The organism is Mycolicibacterium sp. Y3, assembly GCF_051188035.1.
Taxonomy (GTDB): Bacteria; Actinomycetota; Actinomycetes; order Mycobacteriales; family Mycobacteriaceae; genus Mycobacterium; species Mycobacterium fluoranthenivorans.
The window spans coordinates 2,824,096-2,844,984 of sequence record NZ_JAVQLT010000001.1 but is presented as its reverse complement, the minus strand read 5'-3'; the positions used below and the strand labels follow the sequence as shown (position 1 = coordinate 2,844,984).

The window sequence follows — 20,889 nt, the reverse complement described above, 5'->3', positions numbered from 1 at the left end:
GGGTGACTGACACGGTGATCGAGACCCCGCAGCTGGTGTTGTTCGACCTCGACGGGACCCTCACCGATTCCGCGGACGGCATCGTGGCCAGCTTCCGGCATGCGCTGGACACCGTCGGCGCGCCGGTGCCCGACGGCGACCTGGCCGGCCGGATCGTCGGGCCGCCGATGCACCACACGCTGAGCGAGATGGGGCTCGGCGACCGTGTCGAGGCGGCGATCACCGCCTACCGCGCCGACTACACCACCCGCGGCTGGGCGATGAACAGCCTGTTCGACGGGATCCCGACGCTGCTGGAGGATCTGCGCGCCGCGGGCGTGCGCCTGGCCGTCGCCACCTCGAAGGCCGAGACGACCGCGCACCGCATCCTCACCCACTTCGGCCTGGACGGCTATTTCGAGGTCATCGCGGGCGCCAGCTCGGACGGCAGCCGGTCCGCCAAAGCCGATGTGGTCGCGCATGCCCTCGCGCAGCTGAGCCCGCTGCCCGAGCGGGTGCTGATGATCGGCGACCGCTCCCACGACGTGGAGGGCGCCGGTGAGCACGGTATCGACACCGTCGTGGTCGGCTGGGGTTACGGCGGCACCGATTTCGACGGCCCCGACGCTCCCGCGCCGCTGCACCGGGTGTCGACCATCGCCGACCTGCGGGAGGTGCTGGGTGTCTGATCGGCGGGCGGGAGCGCAGCGACCCGGGGAACAGCTTGTGCGTGTCACCTTCATCTGCTCGGGCAACATCTGCCGGTCCCCGATGGCCGAGAAGATGTTCGCCCACCAGATCTCCGAACGCGGCCTGGCCGATGTGGTGCGGGTGACCAGCGCGGGTACCGGTGGCTGGCACGCGGGCGAGCCCGCCGACCGGCGCACCAATCAGATACTGCGCCAGCACGGTTACCCGACCTCCCACAGTGCGGCCCAGATCGACGACGACCACCTGGCCGCCGACATGGTGATCGCGATGGGCCGCAACCACGCGCGCTTCCTCAAGGAGATGGGGGTGCCGCCTGAGCGGCTGCGGATGATGCGGTCGTTCGATCCCCGTTCGGGCGCCTTCGCCCTCGATGTGGAGGATCCGTACTACGGGTCGCTCACCGACTTCCAGGACGTGTTCGACGTCATCGACGCGTCGTTGGGTGGGCTGCACGATTGGGTCGACGAGCGGTTGGGTTCTGGGCGATGAAGCGCTGGGCGTTCCTGTTCCGGCCCCAGTGGCTGGCACTGTTCGTCGTGGTGATCGCGTTCGCGTGGCTGTGCTTCACGGTGCTGGCGCCGTGGCAGTTGGGCAAGAACACCAAGACCTCTCGGGAGAACTCACAGATCTCCAGCTCGCTGTCGGCCGACCCGGTCCCGCTGACCAGTGTTCTGCCCCATCAGGATTCGTCGGCTCCCGATCAGCAATGGCACCGGGTCAGTGCCACCGGGCACTATCTGCCCGACGCACAGGTGGTGGCGCGGCTCCGGTCGGTCGACGGGGATCCGGCCTACGAGGTGCTGACCCCATTCGCAGTGGACAACGGGCCGACGGTGCTGGTGGACCGCGGCTATGTCAAACCCGACCAAGGCACTGCGTTGCCGCCGTTCGCCGCCCCGCCGGCCGGCCCGGTGACCATCATCGCGCGGCTGCGCGATGCGGAGCCCGTGCTCACCGGCAAGGAGCCGTTCCGGGCCGACGGTGCGCAGCAGGTGTATTCGATCAATCCGTCCCAGGTCTCGCAGGTGACCGGGGTGCCCCTGGCCGGTTCGTATCTGCAGTTGGTGGACAACCAGCCCGGCGGCCTCGGAGTGATTCCGCTGCCGCACCTGGATGCCGGGCCGTTTCTGTCCTACGGCATCCAGTGGATCGCCTTCGGCATCGTCGCGCCGATCGGGCTGGGCTATTTCATCGTCGCCGAGGTGAAGGCCCGCCGTCGGGAGAAGGCCGGCGACAAGCCTGACGCCCAGCCCGAGGTGCCCGACGTCACGCCCCAGACGACCGAGGAGAAGCTCGCCGACCGATACGGGAAGCGACGCTGACCGCAGCCACGGTGGCCAGCGTCTGCACGGCGCGCGACAGCCGCACCGCTCGGCGCAGATCGCGCGCCTGGGGTGCGGGACCGTCACCGAGGGTGGGGCGCATCTCGAGGCGGTGCGCGTATTGGGTGGGTCCGCCCAACTGCACGCCCAGCGCTCCGGCGAACGACGCTTCGGCGACTCCGGCGTTCGGGCTGGGATGCTTTCCGGCGTCGCGGCGCCATGCCCGCCACGCCGCGGCCGGCGCGCCGGACACCGCGACCACGCACAGCCCCGTCGCACGCGCCCCGAGATAGTTGACCGCGTCATCGAATCGCGCTGCGGCCCAGCCGAACCGCTCGTACCGCGGCGAGTGGTGACCGATCATCGCGTCGAGGGTGTTGGCGCCGCGGTACACCAGCAGTCCGGGCACCCCGGCCACCGCGCCCCACAGGATCGGCGCCACCTGCGCATCGGAGGTGTTCTCGGCCACCGATTCCAGGGCCGCCCGCGCCAGGCCGTCGGCGTCCAACGCGGCCGGGTCCCGGCCGCACAGGGACGGCAGTAAGGCCCGGGCGCCGGCGAGGTCGTCCCCGCCGAGCCGGTCGGCCATCTGCGCACCCGTGCGAGCCAGCGTGGTTCCGCCCAGCACCGCCCAGGTGCTGACCGCCGTGATCGCGAAGGTCCACGCCGGGCCGCGCCGCGCCGCTGCCCGCTCGGCCGCCACCCCGAGCGCGCCCAGCGCGCCGAGCAGCACGGCAGTGTGGACGACGCCGGCGGACCGGCGGTCGGCGTAGGTGTGTTTCTCCAGGGCCGCGGCGGCCGTTCCGAAGGCCGCCACCGGGTGGCCGCGCTGCGGATCGGCCCAGCACAGGTCGGCGAGATAGCCGGCCGCCAGTCCGGCCGCACGGGCAGTGTGTTCAAACACGATGGGGAGCGTCTCACAAGGTGCTCTACTCGAGTACATGAGGCTGGGACCACCGCGCCGTCCGCGACGCGTCATCGACCTGCTCAATCCGGCCGCGGCGCTGGCGCCCGCCGCGAACGTCATCATGCAGTTGTCGCTGCCCGGCGTCGGCTATGGGGTGTTGGAGAGCCCGGTGGACAGCGGCAATGTCTACATGCATCCGTTCAAACGGGCCCGCACCACCGGCACCTACCTGGCGGCGGCCACCTACGGCACCGACGCCGACCGCGCACTGATCCGGGCCGAGGTGGACCGCGTCCACGCGCAGGTCCGGTCGCGCCCGTCAAGCCCGGTGCGCTACAACGCTTTCGACCCGAACCTGCAGTTGTGGGTGGCGGCGTGCCTGTACCGCTACTACATCGACCAGCACGAGTTCCTGTACGGGCCGCTGGATGACCAGTCGGCCGACGCGATCTACGCCGACGCCCGCACCCTGGGCACCACGCTGCAGGTGCGTGAGGAGATGTGGCCGGCGGACCGGGCGGCGTTCGACGACTACTGGAAACGCACACTCGACGATCTCCGGATCGACGAACCGGTGCGTGAGCACCTGCACGGTGTGGCGTCGGCGGCGTTCCTACCGACGCCACTTCGGCAGTTGGCAGGACCGCCAATCCTGTTCGCCACCAAGGGATTTCTGTCGTCGCGATTCCGCGCCATGATGAATCTGGATTGGACACCGGACGACCAGCGCCGGTTCGCCTTGCTGTTGATGGGACTGCGTATCGCCGATCGCGTCGTGCCGCGGGAGGTCTGGCAGTTCGGTTATCGGTTGTACCTGTGGGATATGCGGACCCGGGCGCGTCTGGGTAAACGAGTGGTCTGAAAGGGGTAGTCATGTCATTCGCGGCACTGAACCATGTGGCGGTCACGGTCAGCGATATCGGGTTCAGCGGCCCGTGGTACCGGGCACTGATCGGGTTCGATCCGGTGCTCGACGAGCACACCGACGCCGGCTTCCGGCATCTGGTGTGGGCGCTCGACGGTGGCACGCTGTTCGGTATCCACCAGCACGACCAGGCGATCGAGCCGGGCGGGTTCACCGAGTTCCGGGCCGGGCTGGACCATGTGGGGTTCGGCTGCGCGTCGCGCGCGGAACTGGAGTCATGGGCCTCGCGGCTCGACGAGCTGGGCATCGCGCACGGTGGCGTGGTGGACGCGCATTACGGGTCCGGGCTCAGCTTCCGGGATCCCGACGGGATCGCGCTGGAGTTCTTCGCGCCGCCGGAGTGAGGGTCAATCGATGCCGGGTTCGGTGTCTGTGTGGTGGCGTTGACCCGGCGCATCAGTGCATGGGCGGGGAACCGCCGATCGCGTGGCAATAACTTGCGATTGCGTCAATCGGGTGCCGGAGAATGGAGGGGTGCCTGATGCCGTTGGATCTCATCCACAGTACGACGTCTTCGCAGACGAATTTCTCGAGCACGCCCGCAGCGGCCTGTTCAACGCGCACTACGACCGACCCGCATGTCTGTCGCTCTTGGGTGACGTTTCGGGGGCGACCGTCCTGGACGCGGCGTGTGGACCAGGGCTCTACGCCGAGGAACTGACGGCACGCGGTGCCAGGGTCATCGGTTTCGACCAGAGCCCGCGCATGGTCGAACTGGCGGCACAGCGCGTTCCCGCGGGCGACTTTCGCACCCACGACTTGGCTGCGCCACTGGATTGGCTCGGCGATCAATCGGTCGACTTGGTGCTCTTCGCCTTGGCCCTGGAATACGTCGATGACAGGGTGGCGGCGTTACGCGAACTTCGGCGCGTCCTTCGCCCCGACGGTGCTCTGGTCCTGTCGCGCCAACATCCCACCGGCGATTGGATGAGGCACGGCGGCAACTACTTCCAGGCCCGCGTCATCGAGGAGACGTGGAGCCGCGGATGGCATGTCAGGTACTGGCTGACACCGCTCGAGCACACCTGCGAGGAGCTGCACCAAGCCGGCTTTCTCATCGAGCGACTGCTGGAACCGCGACCCACCGAGCAGGCGGCGGCCATCGACGAACAGAGATACGAACAACTGAGCCGAGAACCCACCGGCTTCATTGCGATTCGGGCGATCCCGAATCCCCGGGGAGACCGGTCATTAGCCGGCGCGCATTGACCAGCAGAATCCGCGCGAACAGCGATGGTTCCTGCAGCCGGGCGGGTGGATCGATAAGGCTGCGCACACGCAGAAACCGTTCGGCCACGGCGATGTCGGTGCCCGCCGCGGTCAACGCGGCGCGCTGCATCCAGGCCCGCAGCCGATGCTTCAGGGTGCGTTCACTGTCCGACACCGGTTCGCGATCGTTGGCCCGATTCGCCGCCCACACCGGCTCGATATGTTCCGCCGCCGCGCGGTAGAACCGCCGGCCAATATCGCTGCGCCCCGCGCGCAGACAGTCACGCAGGGCAAGCGCCTGCAACGCCGCCACCGTCATCCCCTGCCCGTGAAGCGGGTTGAGATGGCACAGCGCGTCGCCGAACACCACCAAGCCGTCCGGCACTCTGGCCACTCGGTCATAGCGTCGCCACACCGCGGCCGTGTTGCGTGAAATCGAGATCACACCCACCGGCGTCGCGTCCCGAAGTCCCGCCACGATGCTCTCTGGGAGCATCTCCTCGGCGGCGGCCAGCATGCCCGCGAAATCTGTTGGTGGGCGGCCGAGTTGAGCGGGACGTGCGATCGCCAACATCCAGGTGTCGTTCTCGTACGCCACGAGCAGCGCGGCCGGAGCCCGGACGCCACCGTTGATGAACGCCATCCGATGCGCGATCCTGCCCGCCTCGATGTGCATCAGATGACTGGAGTAGCCCCACACCGACGGCAGCTGTTCTTCGTGCGCAGCGCCGAAACCGTGGCGCTCCAGGTAATGCGTTGCGCGCGCTGACCGTCCCGTCGCGTCCACCACCAACCCGGCCGGCAGATCCGTCGTACTATCGTCCGCACGGTCGACGACGCGCACCCGCGTGACCGCGCCGCCCTCGATGACCGGCGCGATCGCATCGCGGTTGTCGAGGATCGTGACATTGGCCAACGCGGCGACGTGGCGTCGCACGTGAAACTCCATGAACGGTCTGCTGCCCTGATAAGCCGCCAGGGATTGCGGATCCGCCAGCCGGCCGGTGGGATTCAACTCGTATCCGGCCACGCGGACGTAGACCCGCGACAGGTCACCTCCGACGTCGACTACGGCGCCGGCCGCAGCCAAGTCCTCCAGCAGCCCGGGAAACAGCGCACCGAACACCTGGGTGCCGCGGCTGAGAAAGTTGTGCAGGTGACGCCCTTGGGGCACCCCGGTACGTTGCGCAGATTGGTCAGGCAGTGGATCGCGCTCGACCACCGTCACCGACTCGTAGAACTCCGAGAGCACCCGCGCGGCCAGCAGGCCCGCCATGCTCGCACCCAAAACCACTGACTGCGAACCCACCTCAACCATCACAGTCCCCCTCGGGTAGCGGCGCCGACGCGCCGTCGGCTCCCCCAGCCGAGTCCCGACCGTACCTCGAGATTAAGAAAAATAAGAGACACTTGTGGTTACGTTAAGATCGGCCGCCCTGTTAGGGGCCGACGTGCAAGCGAACCCGCACCTGGTCGCCATCGTCGATACCTTCGGGACGGCGTAGCGCGATCTTCAGCGGTACCAGATAGACGCCGTCCTTCGGGATCAGTGATGTCGTCACCTCGGTGCCGCCGATGCGCACCCGCGCAGGGATGACACCCCAGCCGTAGGTCAACTCGCCGAGGTGAGCCCGCAGGAAGTCATCGACGTGTGCAGGTGTGGCGACGAAGAAATACGGTGCGGGGCCACGCCACTGGAACACCTCGGCTTCGAACTCCCAGTCCACGGCTCCACGCTAAGGCTGCGGAAGCTTCGGCGCGCGCGGAACCGCGGCCAGCAGATATCCACGAAGAGTCGCAACCTCATGTGGATAGGGCTGGCGTTCTATGTAAGCGCTCAGCACGAATCCAGCCGATTGAAGGCTGCCCTCAACGAAGCCACGTCGGTAGAACTGGAAGTCCAGATCAACTGGGCTGCCCAGCATTTCCTCGACGTGGCGAAGCTCGTCACCAACGTGGAACGAGATTAAGACCGTTCCACCGGGCCGGAGGACGCGGGAGAACTCGTTGAAAACGGCGGCCAACTCGGTTGGCGCGATGTGGATGATCGAATACAGCGCGACGATTCCGCCCCAGACATCATCGGGGAAAGGAAGTCTGCGCATATCTGCCACCTGAAAGTCGATGGCAGGATGTGCGACTCGGGCGGCACCTATCATCTCGGGTGACAGGTCCAGCCCGATTGTTCGGGCGCCGCGGTCATGCAGATAGCGGCCGACGTGGCCGGGACCGCAACCGATGTCGGCAATCGCACCGAGTCCGTCCACCTCGGAAACAACGAGGTCAAGCAGCGCACGGTCGAGCGGTTTGTCCGCGAGTTCGCCGAGGAACTGGTCGGCATAGCGTTGGGCGATGGCGTCGTAGCCAGCCTGCGTGTTATCCATAACCCTCACCCCTCGGTCTCTACGCGATCGAGCTAATGGACAGGATGCAAGGATGACGCCGGAAGGGCGGAAACCACATCTTTCACGAGGTCGGTGATCAACACCTCCGTCGAGGTATCCAGCACGACCACGGGGGTGATGCTCAGCGGTCCGGCGTCCGCAGCCCAACCTTCCCAATCGGTGTTCAGCCGCTCGTGGTCGCGATGGATCTCGTGGCGTGAGCGCTGCCGGTAGCGCTGTCTGATGATGCGCTCGGGAGCGGTGCACCATACTTCAACGCCGCGGCGAGCCCCAGAGCGGCGCAACCCGTTCACCGCATGTTGTGTGTCGCGGATTCGGAACCACCACGATTCAACAACCACCAAGCCGTTCAATTCGGCAGCCTGCGACCACATCAATTCTGAGGCAATCACGCCGAGGTGTGGGCCGGGCAGATCCGTCTCTGTCTCCGCCAGCTGCTCCTTGATGGAGTCTTTGGACAGAAATGGCGCCGACATTGCCCCAGCGAGAGAAATGCCCGCGGTGGTCTTACCCACGCCCGGAAGGCCATTGATCATGACTACTTCCCGGGCCACGTCATCACGATGCCATATGCCACGATGCCGCGACGAGGACGCAGCACCACGTGATTGCTTCCTGATGGGGCACCGTAGGGTCGTCGAGATAATCGTCTGTTGTGCGTCGGGGTCACCGTCGCTCCGATGGGCCGGGGGGCCACGATCACGATGACTGTGCTGCTGCTGACGTTGGCCGGGTTCGCCTTGCTCGACTCCCTCAGCGTCCTGAACATCGGGGTCGTTTCCGCGGTGGTGTACGGGAGCCGGTTGAACCGTCAATCGGCCTTGCCTGGTGGCGTGAGCTTCATTGCCGGGGTCTTCACCGTGACCACTGCCTTTGGCCTGGGCGCCGTGCTCGGCCTGGGCCTGCTCACGGATCTGACCAACTTCAACCTGACGCCCACCCTGAGGTATTGGGGGGAGTTCCTGGTGGGAGTGATCCTGATCGGTTTGGCGTTCTTCCCCCTGGTCGCCCAATCGACGGCACCGGGATGGGCGATGGCGGCGATGCGTCAGCGGCCTTGGTTGCTCGGGTTTGTGGGCGCTGCAGTGGGCCTAGGACAGGCTCCCACGGCCGTGCCCTATCTGGCCGGCTTGGCCATGATCGCCGCACGCCAACCCAGACCACCGGAATGGCCGGTCATCGTGATCGCGTACTGCGTCATTGCGCTACTGCCGTGCATGCTTGTTCTTGCGCTCTCGACCAGCCGAAGTAAACGGGCCGACCGCGCCCAGCGCCTTTTGGTGCGAACCTTGACCCGATACGGGCCCATCGGAGTCCGCATTCTCTTCCTCGTTGCCGGGGTCGCGTTGATTTCCGACGCAATCGTGCACCGCAACCAGTGGTGGTAACACTCCACGCATCCGGCCTTGGGGCAGTCACCGCGGTTCTTGATGACTATCGACTCCGCGGAATAGCAGTGCTTCACTGGAAGCGTGAGTAACGACGCTTTGACCTCGCCGTCAACGTCAGCGACGCTGCCGCCCGACGGCTACGGACGCCGTGGTCTGCAAGTGACTCTTGCTGTGCTGTCGGTGATCCCTGCCTTATCAGGCTTGGCCGGGATTCTGGCGGGTCCGAAAACTCTGCCGGGTGACAAGAGTCAGCTGGACGCAACGGCCGATAGCGAGTACCGGTTCGTCAATGCGTTCTGGTTAGCCACCGCGCCGGTAATTTGGTCAGCCATCCCGCACATCGAAAAACGAACAGGGCTCGTAAGGCGCCTTACGGCCGTCGTCTTCATCGGCGGCCTGGCGCGCCTTGTCTCGTGGCGAACGACGGGCCGACCGCACCACGTCTTCGTCGCGGCAACTGCACTCGAGCTCGTCGGCGTTCCGGCCATTATGGTTTGGCAATTGCGTATCGCGCGCCTCGCAACAGAAACCTCACCGCGCTGAGCCGCACGACAGAGTGGATTGGTCGCGCGACGGAAAGTAGCTCGGCACGCGATGATCACGTCGTCGCTAAATCATCAATACTATTGCGACAGTGCGGTAGCCAAACCTTCGTCGGAGCCGGTCTCACTAAACCTCTGCAGGGCGGGCAACCCCCGGTGTGGTTCGAGCCTGCATCTGAATTCGTATCTGCGGCGCCGTGCCCGTGCGGGCGACTTCGACGAACCCCAGACGGTGGTAGAGCCGGCGAGCGCCGGCATTGATGGCCTGGGGCGATCTCGATCAAACCGATGTAGACGTGATCGTCGTGGTGTTCGACGTTGAGGCGCCCGATATCGACCCCGTCGACGACAATCACCTGCGTGTCACGAACGTCGAGTGTGCGCTCCAGATACGAGCGTTGGTCGGCGTCGTCCCACCCCCACACCCGGTCGACATAGGGCCCCAGAGTGTTCTTGTGCAGGTGGAAGAAGAACTCGAAGTCGCCATTGTCGGCGGGCCGAAAGTCTATCGAGTCCACGGGCTACAACCGCCGGACATCGAGCGCGGTCTCCACTGCCGCGCCGTCGCGCGCATCTACGAAATATGCCCCCGCACTGCCCTTTTCGGCAACAGCTTCCACGAACTCGGTGCCGCGATAGAGCAGCCCGGCACCGTCATCGGTGGCGTAGGCAGCGGGCAACACCCCGCCGCCCACCAGTTCATGCAGCAGTGGGCGGCGCTGATCTTCGGAGTCGTAGTGCACACCGTTGGCGTACGGCACGAAACCCAAGCCGTTGGTAACCGGTTGGAGCTGCGGCCCGAACGAATCGGTGGTGCCGCCCGCATGCCAACAGATCGACCCCGCCGAAACTCCGGTCAGCACCACCCCGGCCTGCCACGCCGTGCGCAGCGCGGCATCGAGTCCGTGCAGGCGCCACATCGCCAGCAGGCCGGCGACACTGCCGCCGAACACCCACACCACATCGTGCTCCAGGAGATGCGCGGTGATGTCGGCGACGGTGGGCATCGGGAACAACGCCACGTGTGAGTGGATGAAGCCTCGGCTTTGCGCAGCCTCGGTGAGGTGGTGCAGCACGGCTTTGTCGTCCCCCATCGCGGTGGCCAGCAGACAGATCCGGGGTGCGCGACCGTTGACGCCGGACAACTCCACTGCGAAGTCAGTCAGCGCGGTGAAGGTGAAGCGGGTCCGCCGTCCCGGGCCGATTCCACCACTGGTCGCCAGAATGGTTGGGGCGTCCGCAGGCATAGAGCGACCGTAGGCGGGAGCTTCACGCTGTTCAACTGAATACAGCTGGGTTGCTACGCCTTCTGCGGTTGCGGTGGCTTCCACTGCCCGTTGAGGGCTTCGCCCTTCGGCCAGTACAGACGCAGGAACATCTGAAACGGTCCGGGAGGTGCGGGGAGCCAGTTGGATTCCTTGTCCGCTCCGGGTGTTTGGTTCTGGACGTAGAGCGTGATGCCGCCGTCGGGATCTTTCGTCAGGGTGGGCAGCATCGGTGAGTTCACCAGGTAGCGGTTGATCGGGTTGGCATAGAGCAGGCTGGCGGGCATCTGATACATGGTCAGGGACCAGAACGCGTTGACGGGTGGGAGCTGACCGGGCGGGAACCGCACGGTGTAGTTGTTGGCCCCGGTCAGGGGTGCGCCGGTGGAATCGTTGGCGAGACGCGGATACATGGCCTCGGCGGCGGTGTTGCCGAAGATGCCGATGACCGCTCCGGCCATGCGGTAGAGGTAGTTGCCCTTCATGGCATCACGGGTGCCGAACAGGTCGCCCGCCGTTACCTGGCCGGTGTCGATCTTGTCTGTCTTGAGGGTGTTGAACTCCGCCCATGCGTCGGCCATGCCGCCCTCGATGGCGGTGCGCATCTCCGGCGTCATCGTGTCGGCGTTGAAGTTGCCGTCCGGTCCGATGCCGATGGTGGCGAACCGGTCGCGGAGATCCTTTTCCTCCGGCAGAACCGGGGCATAGCGCAAGATCGCACTCAGTAGGTTGAAGAAGTGCGGATCGGTCTTCTCCGCTTCGGCGGCCAGCGGCGGTAGGAAGCCGAAGGCGGGTGGTGCCGCCGGTGCGGGTTGATACAGAAACGCCGACAGGGGTTGCACCTCATAGCCCGCCTGGATCTTCTTCACGTTGTCCAGGTCATCGGGTCCGAACAGTTGGGTGCGGTAGATGACCTGCGCCCACTCGGTGTCGGACTGGATCACAGCGTCGACGCCGGCGGGCTTGGCTCCGTGCCAGTCCGGGCCGGCCAGCAAGTACCTGCTGCCTCCGTTACCCGTGGTGCGGCTGCCCACGTAGTCGAAGTTGTAGGTGTAGCCGTCCACAAACTGGATGGAGAAATAACGGCCCGCCTCGATGGGCGGAACGGTCAACACCAGCGGTTCGGCCCTCAGATCAGCACCGATGAATGAGTACGGGGTGTCCGAGTTGGGTGTCTGAACCGCAACGTCCGCCGGCGTGAATACCCTTGCGGTGTTGATGATCTGGTTCCACGGACCCTTGTACTCAGGATTCTTCGGGTCGGTGTAGTACTGGTACTGGATCCGGTTGCCGTCGACGAGCGGGAACCCATAGATGTAGGCGTCCTTGGCGATTGCCCGAGCTTGTACCGGACTGATACCGCCCGCAGCGGTGGGCGAACTCGAACTGCTACTTGACACGCTCGTCTCCTGATTGTTGGTGCCGCATCCTGCGACCGCGGCCAGCAGCAGCGCGACGAAGCCGAGGCGCAAAGTAGCGCGTAAGACGCTCGTCATGGTGCATTCCGATCTGCGGCCCGGCGGGAGCAGCCGGGACGTCGGCTACCGAGCGCAACCGTACCCAAGGTCCGACGGCAACAGGCGTACTTCCTCCGGTAAGTAGCGGGGTGTCGGGGACCTGCCACGAAACGGGTCCACCAGGAGAAACGGAAGTGGCCGCAGACGGTATCGAACCGCGGACCGCTGGTGTGTAAATGGTTTTCTGCGAGAAGGACCGCGATATCGCGTTCTTAAAAAAAGGATCGGCGTACTTTGCGGCACAGCAACATCGGTGAGTCGGTTCGAGCTCATCGCCGCGGAGTGCGCCGACCACGACATCGCCGCTCTGGTCGAACTGCTCGGGGTCTCACGGTCAGGCTATTACGCCTGGGCGGCCCGGCAGCGACGCACTGAACCCACGGCTCGACAGCAGTGGCGCCGCAGACCTGCATGCCGCCGGGGTCTCGGTGTCGGTCAACACCGTGGCAGCGATCATGGCCGAGATGGGCATCGAAGGCATCAGCCCACGCACCTTCAAGGTCCAAACCACCGTGGTTGACCCTGCGGCGTCGTTTCCACCGGACCGGGTAGGCCGTGTCTTCGACCGGGGCCGTCTCGATGCGGCTGGGCACCGCGGTCCGCGATGTGTCATCCGGCTACTCGACGGGGTAGACCCGGCAGTCGTAGGCGCCGCTGAGCGAGTCCTGGCCGCCCAGCCGGGAGTGCGGGCAGTCCATAGTGTGCGGACGCGCTGGCTGGGACATCGGCTGCACGCCGACGCTGAGCTCGATGTGGATCCGGGCTTGAGTTTGGCCCAGGCGCACCGGATCGCCCATGACGCCGAACACGAACTGATTCATGCGGTGCCGAAGCTGACCACCGCGCTGATCCACGCCTATCTGGCTGATGACCCGGAGAATAATCCGGCCGCCGCGCACCGCGCCCACCACGAGCAGACTGACCTGATGGCCGAATACAACCAGCGGATCGACACGCGGTGTGCAGCACCCATGTCATTGGCCCCTATTGACCGCGGCGTGGACCGACGGTGCAGCCGACCCCTTCTGGGGATCAGATGGTGTAGTTGAGGCTGGTCATCATCCCAGCTTCTTGGTGGTAGGTGTTGTGGCAGTGCATCATCCAGACGCCGGGATTGTCAGCGACCAGCGCGACCCGGACGGTGTTCATCGGCAGCACGATGGTGCTGTCCTTGCGCGCGCCGAGACCGCCGCTCGCGTCGAGCATCTGGAAGGTGTGCCCATGCAGATGCATGGGATGCCACATCATCGTCCTGTTGGTAAAGGTGAGCGTGGCCCGTTGGCCTTGAGCGATGGTGAGGGGTTCGTTGTCAGGGAAAGCCCGCCCGTTGATTGCCCAGTCGTAACTCATCATGCTGCCGGACAACTCAGCAGTCAGGTTGACGTCTGCTCCGGTGATACCTAGTCCCGCTGCCGGGGTCGAGGTGAACGCGTCCACGGTGCCCACCCGCCGATACAGTTCGGCGGGCTGGAAACCGGGATCAGGTGCCGTGCCCGTCCCGGTGGAGAGCAACGCACGTGCCGACCCGTTCTTGCCTTCGGCCAAGGCGACCAACGGGAAAACACCGTCACCGGCGGTCACGATGACGTCGTAGTGTTCACTCATTCCCAGCAGTAGCGCATCGACGGCCTTGGGCACGACAGGATACCCGTCAGTGTGGGTCACAGTCATCGAATGTCCCGCCAGCGCAACGCGGAAGGCGGTGTCCGAGCCGGCGTTGATCAACCGGATCCGAATTCGTTGACCCGGTTTGGCGGTGAAGGTGGTCGGCGCGGTCGGGATGCGTCCATTGACCAAGTAGTAGGGGTAGCTGACGTCGCCGGAGTCGCCGCCCAAAAGTCTGCTGGCGCCAACACTGCCCATCCCCATGCCGCGATGTAGGCCCTGATAGATGTCCTGAGGCGACGCTCCGACACCGTCAGTCCAGTCGTCGAGCACCACGATCCACTCGGCGTCATAGTGGCCCGCATCTCTCGGGTCGTCCACGATCAACGGTGCATAGAGGCCGAAGTCGGCGTCAAGACCGGTGTGCGGGTGTGCCCAATAGGTGCCCGAATGAGGTACCGAGAACCGGTAGGTGAAGTCATGCCCCGCCTCGATGTTCGGGGTGGCAGGTTCGGCACCGTCCATGTCGTTGCGCAGCGCGATACCGTGCCAGTGAACCGATGTCGGATGATCCAGTCTGTTCGCGACCGTGATAGCCAGCTCGTCACCGACGTTCGCCCGGATCGCCGGCGCCGGAATGCTTTCGCCATAGGCCAACGTACGTACGATAGGGCCGCCCAGATCCGCGGTGATCGGCTGGGGTGTCAGCGATGCGGTGACCGTGCGCCCCGTGTGGGGTCGCGCCGCCTCGGCCGTCTCGATTGCTTTGGCATATGACCCGGTGTCGGCACGACTTGCCGATGTTGTCGCCAATGGACGAGCGCACGCGGCCACACCGAGCGCCCCGACGATGGCCCCACCAACGAATGCTCGACGACTCACCATGCTTTGGTCAGACCCTGGCTGCGCCGTCACCGTCCACAAACCAGGAGATGACACGGCGAACTTCCCCGCACTGCCAGGCCCTACGAGGGGCGCTGGGTGAACGGCGGCATCGGCGGCACCGTGGTCGCAGAAGACTGGCCCGGACCCATCATCCCGCCAGGGCCCATTCCACCGGGTCCCATCATTCCGCCGGGCCCTCTTCCGTCTGGTCCCATCATTCCGCCGGGCCACCTCATCGGGCAGTTGTCCATCGATCCGTCAGGCCCCAACTGGCCGCTCTGGTAGCCGCGATGCCAACCGTGGTAACCGCCGGCAACCCTGCCGAAAAACACACCGGAGAAGAAGATCACCACAACGATGAACAACACCGCGGCGACGATGCCGACCCACGCCAAAACCTGATATACCCGAGCGGATCGGTGCTCCCCACTGTCGCGCCAAGGCGGCGGCACTACTTCCGGCGCGGTAGCGGTTTCGATTGAGGTTTCAGGCTTTTCAGTCATGGCCGGTGTTCCCTTGGTAGATAGTCCGGATCTGGGATTGAGTCGTGGCAGCTGATGCGATACTCACTGCTTTGGCCGCATTTCCCTTTGCTCTGTGGGGTGCGGGCCCCCAGTGGTTCAAGTTTGTGCGGGCAATCGAGGCTGCATTCCGAAGTCAGCCGTGACGACGAAGCAGCGACAAGCGGCTGCGGTATTCATCCTCGTCGATCTCTCCGCGTGCGAACCGATCAGCGAGCACATTCTCCGGCCCCGGCGGCACATAGCTGGGACGCGACGACCTCACCGCGGGACCAGAGCCGCTCAGGTATCGGATCGCCACCACGATGGCGACGACCAGGGCTGCCAAGAACAGCACCATCACGACCGTCATCAGGATTCCACCACCCCAGCCCCAGCCATGCTCCCACATCCAGCCGTCATCCATCATCTGCGAGCCACCTCATCCCTACCGCGTCGTGGTCACCTTGAGCGTGCGCTGAACTGGCAACCCTCGCTAGGGCCGTTAGTCCTATGCGCCGGGGACCCGGTTATCCGCGCGGCCGGGTGGCTGCGGCCAGATCGTGCAGGGCGAGCCCGGAACGTTTCTGGTCTGCCGAACTGCGGCACGGGGAGTCTTTGGCGGTGATCACCGGTGGGTCTCGTACATCCGTACCGCGACGATCAGACCGGATACCGCGGTGAGGGCGGCGATGGTCCAGATCGCGGCCCGTATTCCCAGGGCGTCGGCGACGACACCGGCGAGCAGGGCGCCGGCCGCGAACCCGCCGTCTCGCCACAGCCGATAGGTGCCTACCGCCCGGGCACGCCAGGCTGGGTGGGCGACGTCTCCGATCGCAGCGAGCAGCGTCGGGTACACCAGTGCGGTCCCGGCACCGAGCATCACCGCGGCGAGCACCCAGATCGCGAACGCGTCGCCGAGTGCGATCAGGGCCAAAGCGATTGCCTGCAACCACATTCCGGATGCGATCATCCACTTTCGGCCCCATCGGTCGGAGAGCGCGCCGGTGATCAGCTGCCCGAATCCCCAGACCGCCGGGTACGTCGCTGCCAGCACACCGATCTTTCCGACCGAGAGTCCGGCGGTGGCGAACAGAATCGGGAAAAGGCCCCAGGCCAGCCCGTCGTTGAGGTTATTGACCAGGCCGGCTTGGCTGGCCGAGGACAACGCCGGCTCACGAAAGCTGGTCTGTAGGAACACCTCACGGTTGGATAGCGCGCTGTGCAGGTGGTCGTGGCGGCCGTCAGTGCGGGCCACGTGGGTGGCTGCCTCAAGACGGGCGTGTTCGCGGGTTTCCTTCACGGCTAGGGTCGACAACCCCAGCCCGAGAGCGGCGAAGGCGACGCCGAGCAGGAATGGTGCGGGGCGCAGACCATGAGCCTGCGCCAGATAGCCGGTGGCCAGTGCCGTGACCGCGACGGCGATGTACCCGGCGGCTTCATTGAGGCCCATCGCCAGGCCGCGCCGGGAAGGGCCGACTAGGTCGATCTTCATCACGACGGTGGTGGACCAGGTGAGGCCCTGGCTGACGCCCAGCAGCACGTTGGCGACGATGACCCACGACCACGACGGCGCCCAGATCAGCAGCAGCGGCACAGGAACCGCAATCAGCCAGCCGGCCACCAATACCGGCTTGCGCCCGAAGCGGTCGGACAAGGTGCCGGCGAAGTAGTTGGTGGCGGCTTTGGCCAGCCCGAAGACCAGGATGAATGACAGCCCGGCGGTGTAGGCGCGGATGCCGAACGCCCGCTCGCCCAGCAGTGGCAGCACCGTCCGTTCCTGGCCGAGCATTCCCCCGACCAAGGCGTTGACCGCGACCAGCAGGCAGAACTGAGCGAGATTGGCGCGCAATCCGAGTTGGGGTTGGTGGTGGTTGATTGTCATGCGCCGGTGGCCTGTACGCATTCGGTGGAACCACCGTCGAGCACGCTGAGGTTGTGGTGACCGGCCCGCTCAAGCAGGCTGGCAGCGCCCATCGCGCGTTCACCGTCGAGCAGCAGGAACGACACGTGTTCGTGGGTGTGCCCCGGTGTCATCAGGGCATGTAGCCGCAAGCCGCCCAGGTCAATCTTGTCGCCGTCACGCAGCCCGGTGTGGGCGAACTCCCGGTGACCGGCTGCTGAGGCCAACACCTGTGCGCCTTCCGACACTGCGAGTTGGTGGGCGCCGGAGAGGAAATCGGCGTGCAGGTGGGTGTCGGCGGCGAACGCCACCGTGAGCCCCCGTCGCGCAGCAGCAGTGTGCACCGCGCGCAGATCGCGGCTCACATCCACAACCAGCGCCCGGCCGTCGCCCAGATCGACCAAATAGGCCGAATTGCCCAAACCCTCATCGAACAGCGGAACCAGCTCAACTCCGGCCATACGATCGTTCCCTTCGAGGCGCCTACGACACCCTTTCCGCCCCCTGTTCTACACTATTCCAGAGATGATTGGAGAAGGTTATGGGTGACCGCGTAGCCAAGAACGCCTTGTTTGACCAGTTCGCGCGCGTCGGCAAGGCGCTGGCTAGCGGCAAACGCCTCGAACTGCTCGACCTTTTGGCCCAGACCGAGCGCACGGTCGAGGCATTGGCCCGCGCCAGCGAGCTCGGCATGACCACAGCGTCGGCGCATCTACAAACCTTGAAGGCGGCCAACCTGGTGACCACCCGCCGCGAGGGCACCAAGGTCTACTACCGCCTGGCCGGCACCGACGTCGCCCAACTACTCACCTTGGTGCGCACGGTCGCCAGTACCCACCTCCCCGACGTCGAGGCCGCCGCGTCTGCCTACCTAGGCCCAGGCACCGAACAGGTGACTCGCGACGAGCTACTCGATCGAATCAACACCGGACAGGTGACGGTGATCGACGTGCGGCCCCGAGAGGAGTACGACGCCGGCCACATCCCGGCTGCGGTATCGGTTCCACTCGATGAGCTCGCCGAGCGCCTCACCGAACTGTCTGACGACCACGACATCGTCGCCTACTGCCGCGGCGCCTACTGCGTTCTAGCTCACGAGGCGGTACGGATGCTCGCCCAGCTCGGCCGCACCGCCACGCGACTGAGCGACGGCATGCTCGAATGGCGCCTCGCCGAACTGCCCATCGCAACCTCGGCCCAATAGAGCCCGCGATTCGCCATGAACGCCATTGTTCTGGTGACCTCTCGCGACGCCGCATCTGGGACACGAGGGCACCACGAGCACATGTGCCTTGCGAAACTCGCTGACTAAGAACGGAATTAGCTCACGAACGGGACAACCTCGTTGACGATTATGGATGTCTGCCGCGATCGATGACAAGGGAGCAACGCCCGGGCCCGGAGGCAGCACTTCGCCAGCTGGAACAAGATCGGGCACGAAAATGAGCCAGATAATGAGAAAAATACGGATGACACGACACGAGCAAAACAGCACGTTCTCACAGCTCGGAGCGCTGGACTATGCCACGGGAGTTCAGAAACCCACACAGCAGTTGGACCAGGCGCTCGACGCCTGTGATCGCGGGAAGATCGCGCCGGTGCACCGATGACGTCAACGGTGACTTCGGCGAAATGGGCACCATCGCCGTCGATCTGGGCAACACCGCCAACGACGTCGCCCTACCCCGCGACCCGGAACTAGCCGCCCAGCTCAGCCGCGAGGACGATTCCGTGGACCAGCTGCACCGGACAAAGCATGGAAACACGGTGTCGCAGCAGCCGTGGATGTCACCCTGACCCTGTTAGGCAAGTACTGCGAACGCTTCGCCGACCACGCCGTGGAGATTGGCCAGCGCGTGGTCTTCGAGGTCACCGGCCAAGTCGCGGGACACACCCGCAACGAATGGGCCGCCAAGAAACGTTGGCACACTCTTGGCACAACGGGGGGTTGGGAAAGTGCGACAAACTCAGCTCGTGAAGCCCTGAACTGGAGTTTTGATGGTGGGCGCGGACGGTATCGAACCGCCGACCGCTGGTGTGTAAAACCAGAGCTCTACCACTGAGCTACGCGCCCCGTCGCAGGCACGGTACACGCCCACGAAGGCCAGTACTAAATCCGCAAAGCGGCCAGCGCGTCCCGCCACACGGCCGCATCGCGCACCTCGCCGGGCTGCTTACACTCGGCGAACCGGATGATCCCGGACCGGTCGATCGCGAAGGTGCCACGGTCAGCGAAGCCAGACCCCGCATTGAACACCCCGTACTGCTCAGCGACGGCGCCGTGCGGCCAGAAGTCCGACAGCAGATCGAAGGTGAACCCGCTCTGCTTGGCCCACACCTTGTGGGTAGGCGGCGGGCCCACCGAGATGGCGAGCGTGAGGGTGTCGGCGGTGTTGTACACCTCGGGATGGCTCTGAATCTCGCCCAGCTCGCCGGCACAGATCGGGGTGAAGGCGAGCGGGAAGAACACCAGCAGCACGTCGCGGCCGCGGAAACCCGACAAGGTGACGGGCTGGCCGTGCTGGTTCTTGAGGGTAAATTCGGGCGCGTCGAGGCCCGCAGTCAGCATCGGCGCACCTCGAGATTGCGGTTACCGCGACAAAGTGCGAGTGCGGGCCGCAAAAACTGCAATCTCGGCGCCAAGCGGGCTATCGGCTCTTCGCCTTGGACTTCGGCTGCACCAACCGGCTGGCAATCCAATCGCCCAGGTTGGCCGACGACGTCTGCATCAACCCGGCCGTGGGCGCCGACTCGGCGATCTCCGCGGGCTGCACGTGACCGGGCTTGCCCGTCTTCGGGGTGATCACCCAGATGACACCGTCGTCGGCGAGCGGCGTGATGGCGTCCATCAGCCGATCTACCAGGTCACCGTCGTCATCTCGCCACCACAACAACACCACGTCGACGACCTCATCGGCATCCTCGTCGAGGAGTTCGCCACCGGCGGCATCCTCGATATCGGCCCTAATATCGTCGTCGGTGTCTTCGTCCCACCCCAACTCCTGAACGACCTGATCCTTCTCGATGCCCAGTTTTCGGGCGTAATTCGGGTCAGAGTCCGTCCCCGCGACCACCGTCTGTCCTCCTTCAAGCTTTTAGCGTTTCCGAGTGCGCTCGGCCTAATATTCGCACGCCGGGGCCTATCAACCGAGACTTGGCGGCAAGGTTTATCGATATGCCTTATCGCACATGTTCAGCGCGGCGTCCTTCGCATCGTTGAGTCGGCCGACTCCGTCGTTGAACGCATCCGGCCCGACATCGCCCGCAATCGACGACGCCAAGGCCCGAGCCGCACCCACCCACTCTGTCAGAGCGCTCTTCAGGTCCGGACCCAGCGGGTCGGAAATGCTGTGTTCGACCGCGTCGGCGCTGTGGTTGAGCGCGTCGATCGCCGGGCGCGCGGCGCCGGCGACGTCACCGTTCTCGTTGTACGCGCCGACGTAGTCGTTCACCGCGGAGATGGCGTCCACGCTGCTGGAGCTGAGCGCCTCGCACGAGCTGTGGATGGCACTGGTCGTGACCGACTTCTGTCGCTCGGATTCCTTCGAGCTGGAACTCTCCGCCGACTCGGCGGCCGAGGCCGACACCGAGGCGCGGTAGACCGGCGCGTCAGCCTTGTCCACCGTGGCGGTACCGCTGGTCACGCTGGTGCATCCGACCACGATCATCGCCAGGGCGGCCAGACAACCCAGCACCAGGGCGCCGATTCGTATCCGGACCAGCACCGAAGACCCCCGCCAACTGTTGCGCATTGTTGCCAGACGTTACCGGTTCGGGCTGTCAAACGCCGGATCATTCGGTTACCGAGCAGTAGGCCACCCTG

At 65.4% G+C, this 20,889-nt stretch carries 23 protein-coding genes, 1 tRNA gene and 3 pseudogenes; 11 read left to right on the top strand and 16 right to left on the bottom strand.

Annotation, left to right across the window (positions count from 1 at the left end; translation table 11 throughout):
• Positions 1-2: 2 nt before the first annotated feature.
• Genes QN239_RS13780 through QN239_RS13770 form a run of 3 tightly spaced genes read left to right on the top strand, consistent with a single transcriptional unit; the run spans position 3 to position 2,012 of the window.
• Complete coding sequence (locus QN239_RS13780; protein ID WP_499011078.1) at positions 3-668, top strand: HAD hydrolase-like protein; 666 nt, start codon at positions 3-5, stop codon at positions 666-668.
• On the top strand, positions 661-1,179 hold the full coding sequence (locus tag QN239_RS13775; RefSeq protein ID WP_499011076.1) for a low molecular weight protein-tyrosine-phosphatase: 519 nt from the start codon (positions 661-663) through the stop codon (positions 1,177-1,179). The genes QN239_RS13780 and QN239_RS13775 overlap by 8 nt, the downstream gene beginning before the upstream one ends.
• A complete protein-coding gene (locus tag QN239_RS13770) occupies positions 1,176-2,012 on the top strand; it encodes an SURF1 family cytochrome oxidase biogenesis protein (protein ID WP_499011074.1) in 837 nt (278 codons plus the stop codon). Before QN239_RS13775 ends, QN239_RS13770 begins: the two co-directional genes overlap by 4 nt.
• Here QN239_RS13770 and QN239_RS13765 read toward each other — a convergent pair.
• On the bottom strand, positions 1,957-2,916 hold the full coding sequence (locus tag QN239_RS13765; protein ID WP_499011072.1) for a cobalamin biosynthesis protein: 960 nt from the start codon (positions 2,914-2,916) through the stop codon (positions 1,957-1,959). The genes QN239_RS13770 and QN239_RS13765 overlap by 56 nt on opposite strands.
• 37 nt (positions 2,917-2,953) lie before the next feature.
• On the opposite strand from QN239_RS13765, the gene QN239_RS13760 reads away from it, so the two are divergent.
• The 3 genes from QN239_RS13760 (at position 2,954) to QN239_RS13750 (ending at position 5,053) form a co-directional block, all read left to right on the top strand.
• The gene (locus QN239_RS13760; protein ID WP_499011070.1) at positions 2,954-3,781 is read left to right on the top strand and encodes an oxygenase MpaB family protein; all 828 of its coding nucleotides are present in this window, start codon (positions 2,954-2,956) and stop codon (positions 3,779-3,781) included.
• A gap of 11 nt (positions 3,782-3,792) precedes the next feature.
• Entirely contained in the window at positions 3,793-4,188 is a 396-nt protein-coding gene (locus QN239_RS13755) for a VOC family protein (protein ID WP_499011068.1), read from the top strand.
• A gap of 130 nt (positions 4,189-4,318) precedes the next feature.
• On the top strand, positions 4,319-5,053 hold the full coding sequence (locus QN239_RS13750) for a class I SAM-dependent methyltransferase (protein WP_499011066.1): 735 nt from the start codon (positions 4,319-4,321) through the stop codon (positions 5,051-5,053).
• Here the strand turns inward: QN239_RS13750 and QN239_RS13745 are convergent.
• The 4 genes from QN239_RS13745 to QN239_RS13730 all read right to left on the bottom strand — a co-directional run bounded on the left by QN239_RS13745 (position 4,992) and on the right by QN239_RS13730 (position 7,994).
• A complete protein-coding gene (locus QN239_RS13745) occupies positions 4,992-6,329 on the bottom strand; it encodes an NAD(P)/FAD-dependent oxidoreductase (protein ID WP_499011062.1) in 1,338 nt (445 codons plus the stop codon). The genes QN239_RS13750 and QN239_RS13745 overlap by 62 nt on opposite strands.
• 163 nt (positions 6,330-6,492) lie before the next feature.
• Positions 6,493-6,780: a DUF1905 domain-containing protein gene (locus QN239_RS13740; protein ID WP_499011060.1), complete on the bottom strand. Its 288-nt coding sequence runs from the start codon at positions 6,778-6,780 to the stop codon at positions 6,493-6,495.
• A 9-nt stretch (positions 6,781-6,789) separates the two neighbouring features.
• Positions 6,790-7,437, bottom strand: coding sequence for a class I SAM-dependent methyltransferase (locus QN239_RS13735; RefSeq protein ID WP_499011059.1), 648 nt, complete (start codon positions 7,435-7,437; stop codon positions 6,790-6,792).
• 32 nt (positions 7,438-7,469) lie between these two features.
• Complete coding sequence (locus tag QN239_RS13730; RefSeq protein WP_499011057.1) at positions 7,470-7,994, bottom strand: AAA family ATPase; 525 nt, start codon at positions 7,992-7,994, stop codon at positions 7,470-7,472.
• Between the two features lie 168 nt (positions 7,995-8,162).
• Here QN239_RS13730 and QN239_RS13725 point away from each other — a divergent pair, with 168 nt between their 5' ends.
• A complete protein-coding gene (locus QN239_RS13725) occupies positions 8,163-8,846 on the top strand; it encodes a GAP family protein (protein ID WP_499016753.1) in 684 nt (227 codons plus the stop codon).
• 84 nt (positions 8,847-8,930) lie between these two features.
• Positions 8,931-9,392: a DUF4345 domain-containing protein gene (locus QN239_RS13720; RefSeq protein ID WP_499011056.1), complete on the top strand. Its 462-nt coding sequence runs from the start codon at positions 8,931-8,933 to the stop codon at positions 9,390-9,392.
• A 520-nt stretch (positions 9,393-9,912) separates the two neighbouring features.
• Here QN239_RS13720 and QN239_RS13715 read toward each other — a convergent pair.
• Positions 9,913-10,638, bottom strand: coding sequence for a Type 1 glutamine amidotransferase-like domain-containing protein (locus tag QN239_RS13715; RefSeq protein ID WP_499011054.1), 726 nt, complete (start codon positions 10,636-10,638; stop codon positions 9,913-9,915).
• Positions 10,639-10,691: 53 nt separating this feature from the next.
• Positions 10,692-12,152 carry a DUF1254 domain-containing protein gene (locus tag QN239_RS13710; RefSeq protein ID WP_499011052.1) on the bottom strand — a complete coding sequence of 487 codons (1,461 nt, stop codon included), beginning with the start codon at positions 12,150-12,152 and terminating at the stop codon, positions 10,692-10,694.
• Positions 12,153-12,758: 606 nt separating this feature from the next.
• Between QN239_RS13710 and QN239_RS13705 the strand changes: the two are divergent.
• A pseudogene (locus QN239_RS13705) lies at positions 12,759-13,033 on the top strand (cation transporter dimerization domain-containing protein); the annotation flags it as partial.
• Between the two features lie 172 nt (positions 13,034-13,205).
• Here QN239_RS13705 and QN239_RS13700 read toward each other — a convergent pair.
• The 5 genes and pseudogenes from QN239_RS13700 to QN239_RS13680 form a co-directional block, all read right to left on the bottom strand.
• Positions 13,206-14,663 carry a multicopper oxidase family protein gene (locus tag QN239_RS13700; RefSeq protein WP_499011050.1) on the bottom strand — a complete coding sequence of 486 codons (1,458 nt, stop codon included), beginning with the start codon at positions 14,661-14,663 and terminating at the stop codon, positions 13,206-13,208.
• Positions 14,664-14,743: 80 nt separating this feature from the next.
• A complete protein-coding gene (locus QN239_RS13695) occupies positions 14,744-15,166 on the bottom strand; it encodes a hypothetical protein (protein WP_499011048.1) in 423 nt (140 codons plus the stop codon).
• 154 nt (positions 15,167-15,320) lie between these two features.
• A complete protein-coding gene (locus QN239_RS13690) occupies positions 15,321-15,593 on the bottom strand; it encodes an SHOCT domain-containing protein (protein WP_499011046.1) in 273 nt (90 codons plus the stop codon).
• Between the two features lie 198 nt (positions 15,594-15,791).
• Positions 15,792-17,069, bottom strand: coding sequence for an MFS transporter (locus tag QN239_RS13685; protein WP_499011044.1), 1,278 nt, complete (start codon positions 17,067-17,069; stop codon positions 15,792-15,794).
• 65 nt (positions 17,070-17,134) lie between these two features.
• Positions 17,135-17,527, bottom strand: a pseudogene (locus tag QN239_RS13680) (MBL fold metallo-hydrolase); the annotation flags it as partial.
• 80 nt (positions 17,528-17,607) lie between these two features.
• On the opposite strand from QN239_RS13680, the gene QN239_RS13675 reads away from it, so the two are divergent.
• Together QN239_RS13675 and QN239_RS13670 are read left to right on the top strand one after the other, a co-directional pair.
• A complete protein-coding gene (locus QN239_RS13675; RefSeq protein WP_499011042.1) occupies positions 17,608-18,270 on the top strand; it encodes an ArsR/SmtB family transcription factor in 663 nt (220 codons plus the stop codon).
• A gap of 401 nt (positions 18,271-18,671) precedes the next feature.
• Positions 18,672-18,949 (top strand): annotated as a pseudogene (locus QN239_RS13670) (PhoU domain-containing protein); the annotation flags it as partial.
• Positions 18,950-19,065: 116 nt separating this feature from the next.
• On the opposite strand, the gene QN239_RS13665 reads toward QN239_RS13670, so the two are convergent.
• The 4 genes from QN239_RS13665 to QN239_RS13650 all read right to left on the bottom strand — a co-directional run bounded on the left by QN239_RS13665 (position 19,066) and on the right by QN239_RS13650 (position 20,818).
• A tRNA-Val gene (locus QN239_RS13665) sits at positions 19,066-19,140 on the bottom strand.
• 36 nt (positions 19,141-19,176) lie between these two features.
• Positions 19,177-19,635, bottom strand: a complete 459-nt coding sequence (locus tag QN239_RS13660) for a peroxiredoxin (protein WP_499011040.1) — start codon at positions 19,633-19,635, stop codon at positions 19,177-19,179.
• 79 nt (positions 19,636-19,714) lie between these two features.
• Positions 19,715-20,140, bottom strand: coding sequence for a DUF3052 domain-containing protein (locus QN239_RS13655; protein ID WP_499011038.1), 426 nt, complete (start codon positions 20,138-20,140; stop codon positions 19,715-19,717).
• A 93-nt stretch (positions 20,141-20,233) separates the two neighbouring features.
• Complete coding sequence (locus QN239_RS13650; RefSeq protein WP_187096117.1) at positions 20,234-20,818, bottom strand: Rv2240c family protein; 585 nt, start codon at positions 20,816-20,818, stop codon at positions 20,234-20,236.
• Between the last annotated feature and the right edge of the window lie 71 nt (positions 20,819-20,889).

Bases quoted from the DNA above. Each gene is read 5' to 3' on its own strand.
- QN239_RS13770 (WP_499011074.1), top strand. From the start codon at position 1,176: ATGAAGCGCTGGGCGTTCCTGTTCCGGCCCCAGTGGCTGGCACTGTTC.
- QN239_RS13760 (WP_499011070.1), top strand. From the start codon at position 2,954: ATGAGGCTGGGACCACCGCGCCGTCCGCGACGCGTCATCGACCTGCTC.
- QN239_RS13755 (WP_499011068.1), top strand. From the start codon at position 3,793: ATGTCATTCGCGGCACTGAACCATGTGGCGGTCACGGTCAGCGATATC.
- QN239_RS13745 (WP_499011062.1), bottom strand. From the start codon at position 6,329: ATGGCGGGCCTGCTGGCCGCGCGGGTGCTCTCGGAGTTCTACGAGTCG.
- QN239_RS13735 (WP_499011059.1), bottom strand. From the start codon at position 7,437: ATGGATAACACGCAGGCTGGCTACGACGCCATCGCCCAACGCTATGCC.
- QN239_RS13730 (WP_499011057.1), bottom strand. From the start codon at position 7,994: ATGATCAATGGCCTTCCGGGCGTGGGTAAGACCACCGCGGGCATTTCT.
- QN239_RS13725 (WP_499016753.1), top strand. From the start codon at position 8,163: ATGACTGTGCTGCTGCTGACGTTGGCCGGGTTCGCCTTGCTCGACTCC.
- QN239_RS13715 (WP_499011054.1), bottom strand. From the start codon at position 10,638: ATGCCTGCGGACGCCCCAACCATTCTGGCGACCAGTGGTGGAATCGGC.
- QN239_RS13710 (WP_499011052.1), bottom strand. From the start codon at position 12,152: ATGACGAGCGTCTTACGCGCTACTTTGCGCCTCGGCTTCGTCGCGCTG.
- QN239_RS13700 (WP_499011050.1), bottom strand. From the start codon at position 14,663: ATGGTGAGTCGTCGAGCATTCGTTGGTGGGGCCATCGTCGGGGCGCTC.
- QN239_RS13695 (WP_499011048.1), bottom strand. From the start codon at position 15,166: ATGACTGAAAAGCCTGAAACCTCAATCGAAACCGCTACCGCGCCGGAA.
- QN239_RS13690 (WP_499011046.1), bottom strand. From the start codon at position 15,593: ATGATGGATGACGGCTGGATGTGGGAGCATGGCTGGGGCTGGGGTGGT.
- QN239_RS13685 (WP_499011044.1), bottom strand. From the start codon at position 17,069: ATGCGTACAGGCCACCGGCGCATGACAATCAACCACCACCAACCCCAA.
- QN239_RS13675 (WP_499011042.1), top strand. From the start codon at position 17,608: ATGGGTGACCGCGTAGCCAAGAACGCCTTGTTTGACCAGTTCGCGCGC.
- QN239_RS13660 (WP_499011040.1), bottom strand. From the start codon at position 19,635: ATGCTGACTGCGGGCCTCGACGCGCCCGAATTTACCCTCAAGAACCAG.
- QN239_RS13650 (WP_187096117.1), bottom strand. From the start codon at position 20,818: ATGCGCAACAGTTGGCGGGGGTCTTCGGTGCTGGTCCGGATACGAATC.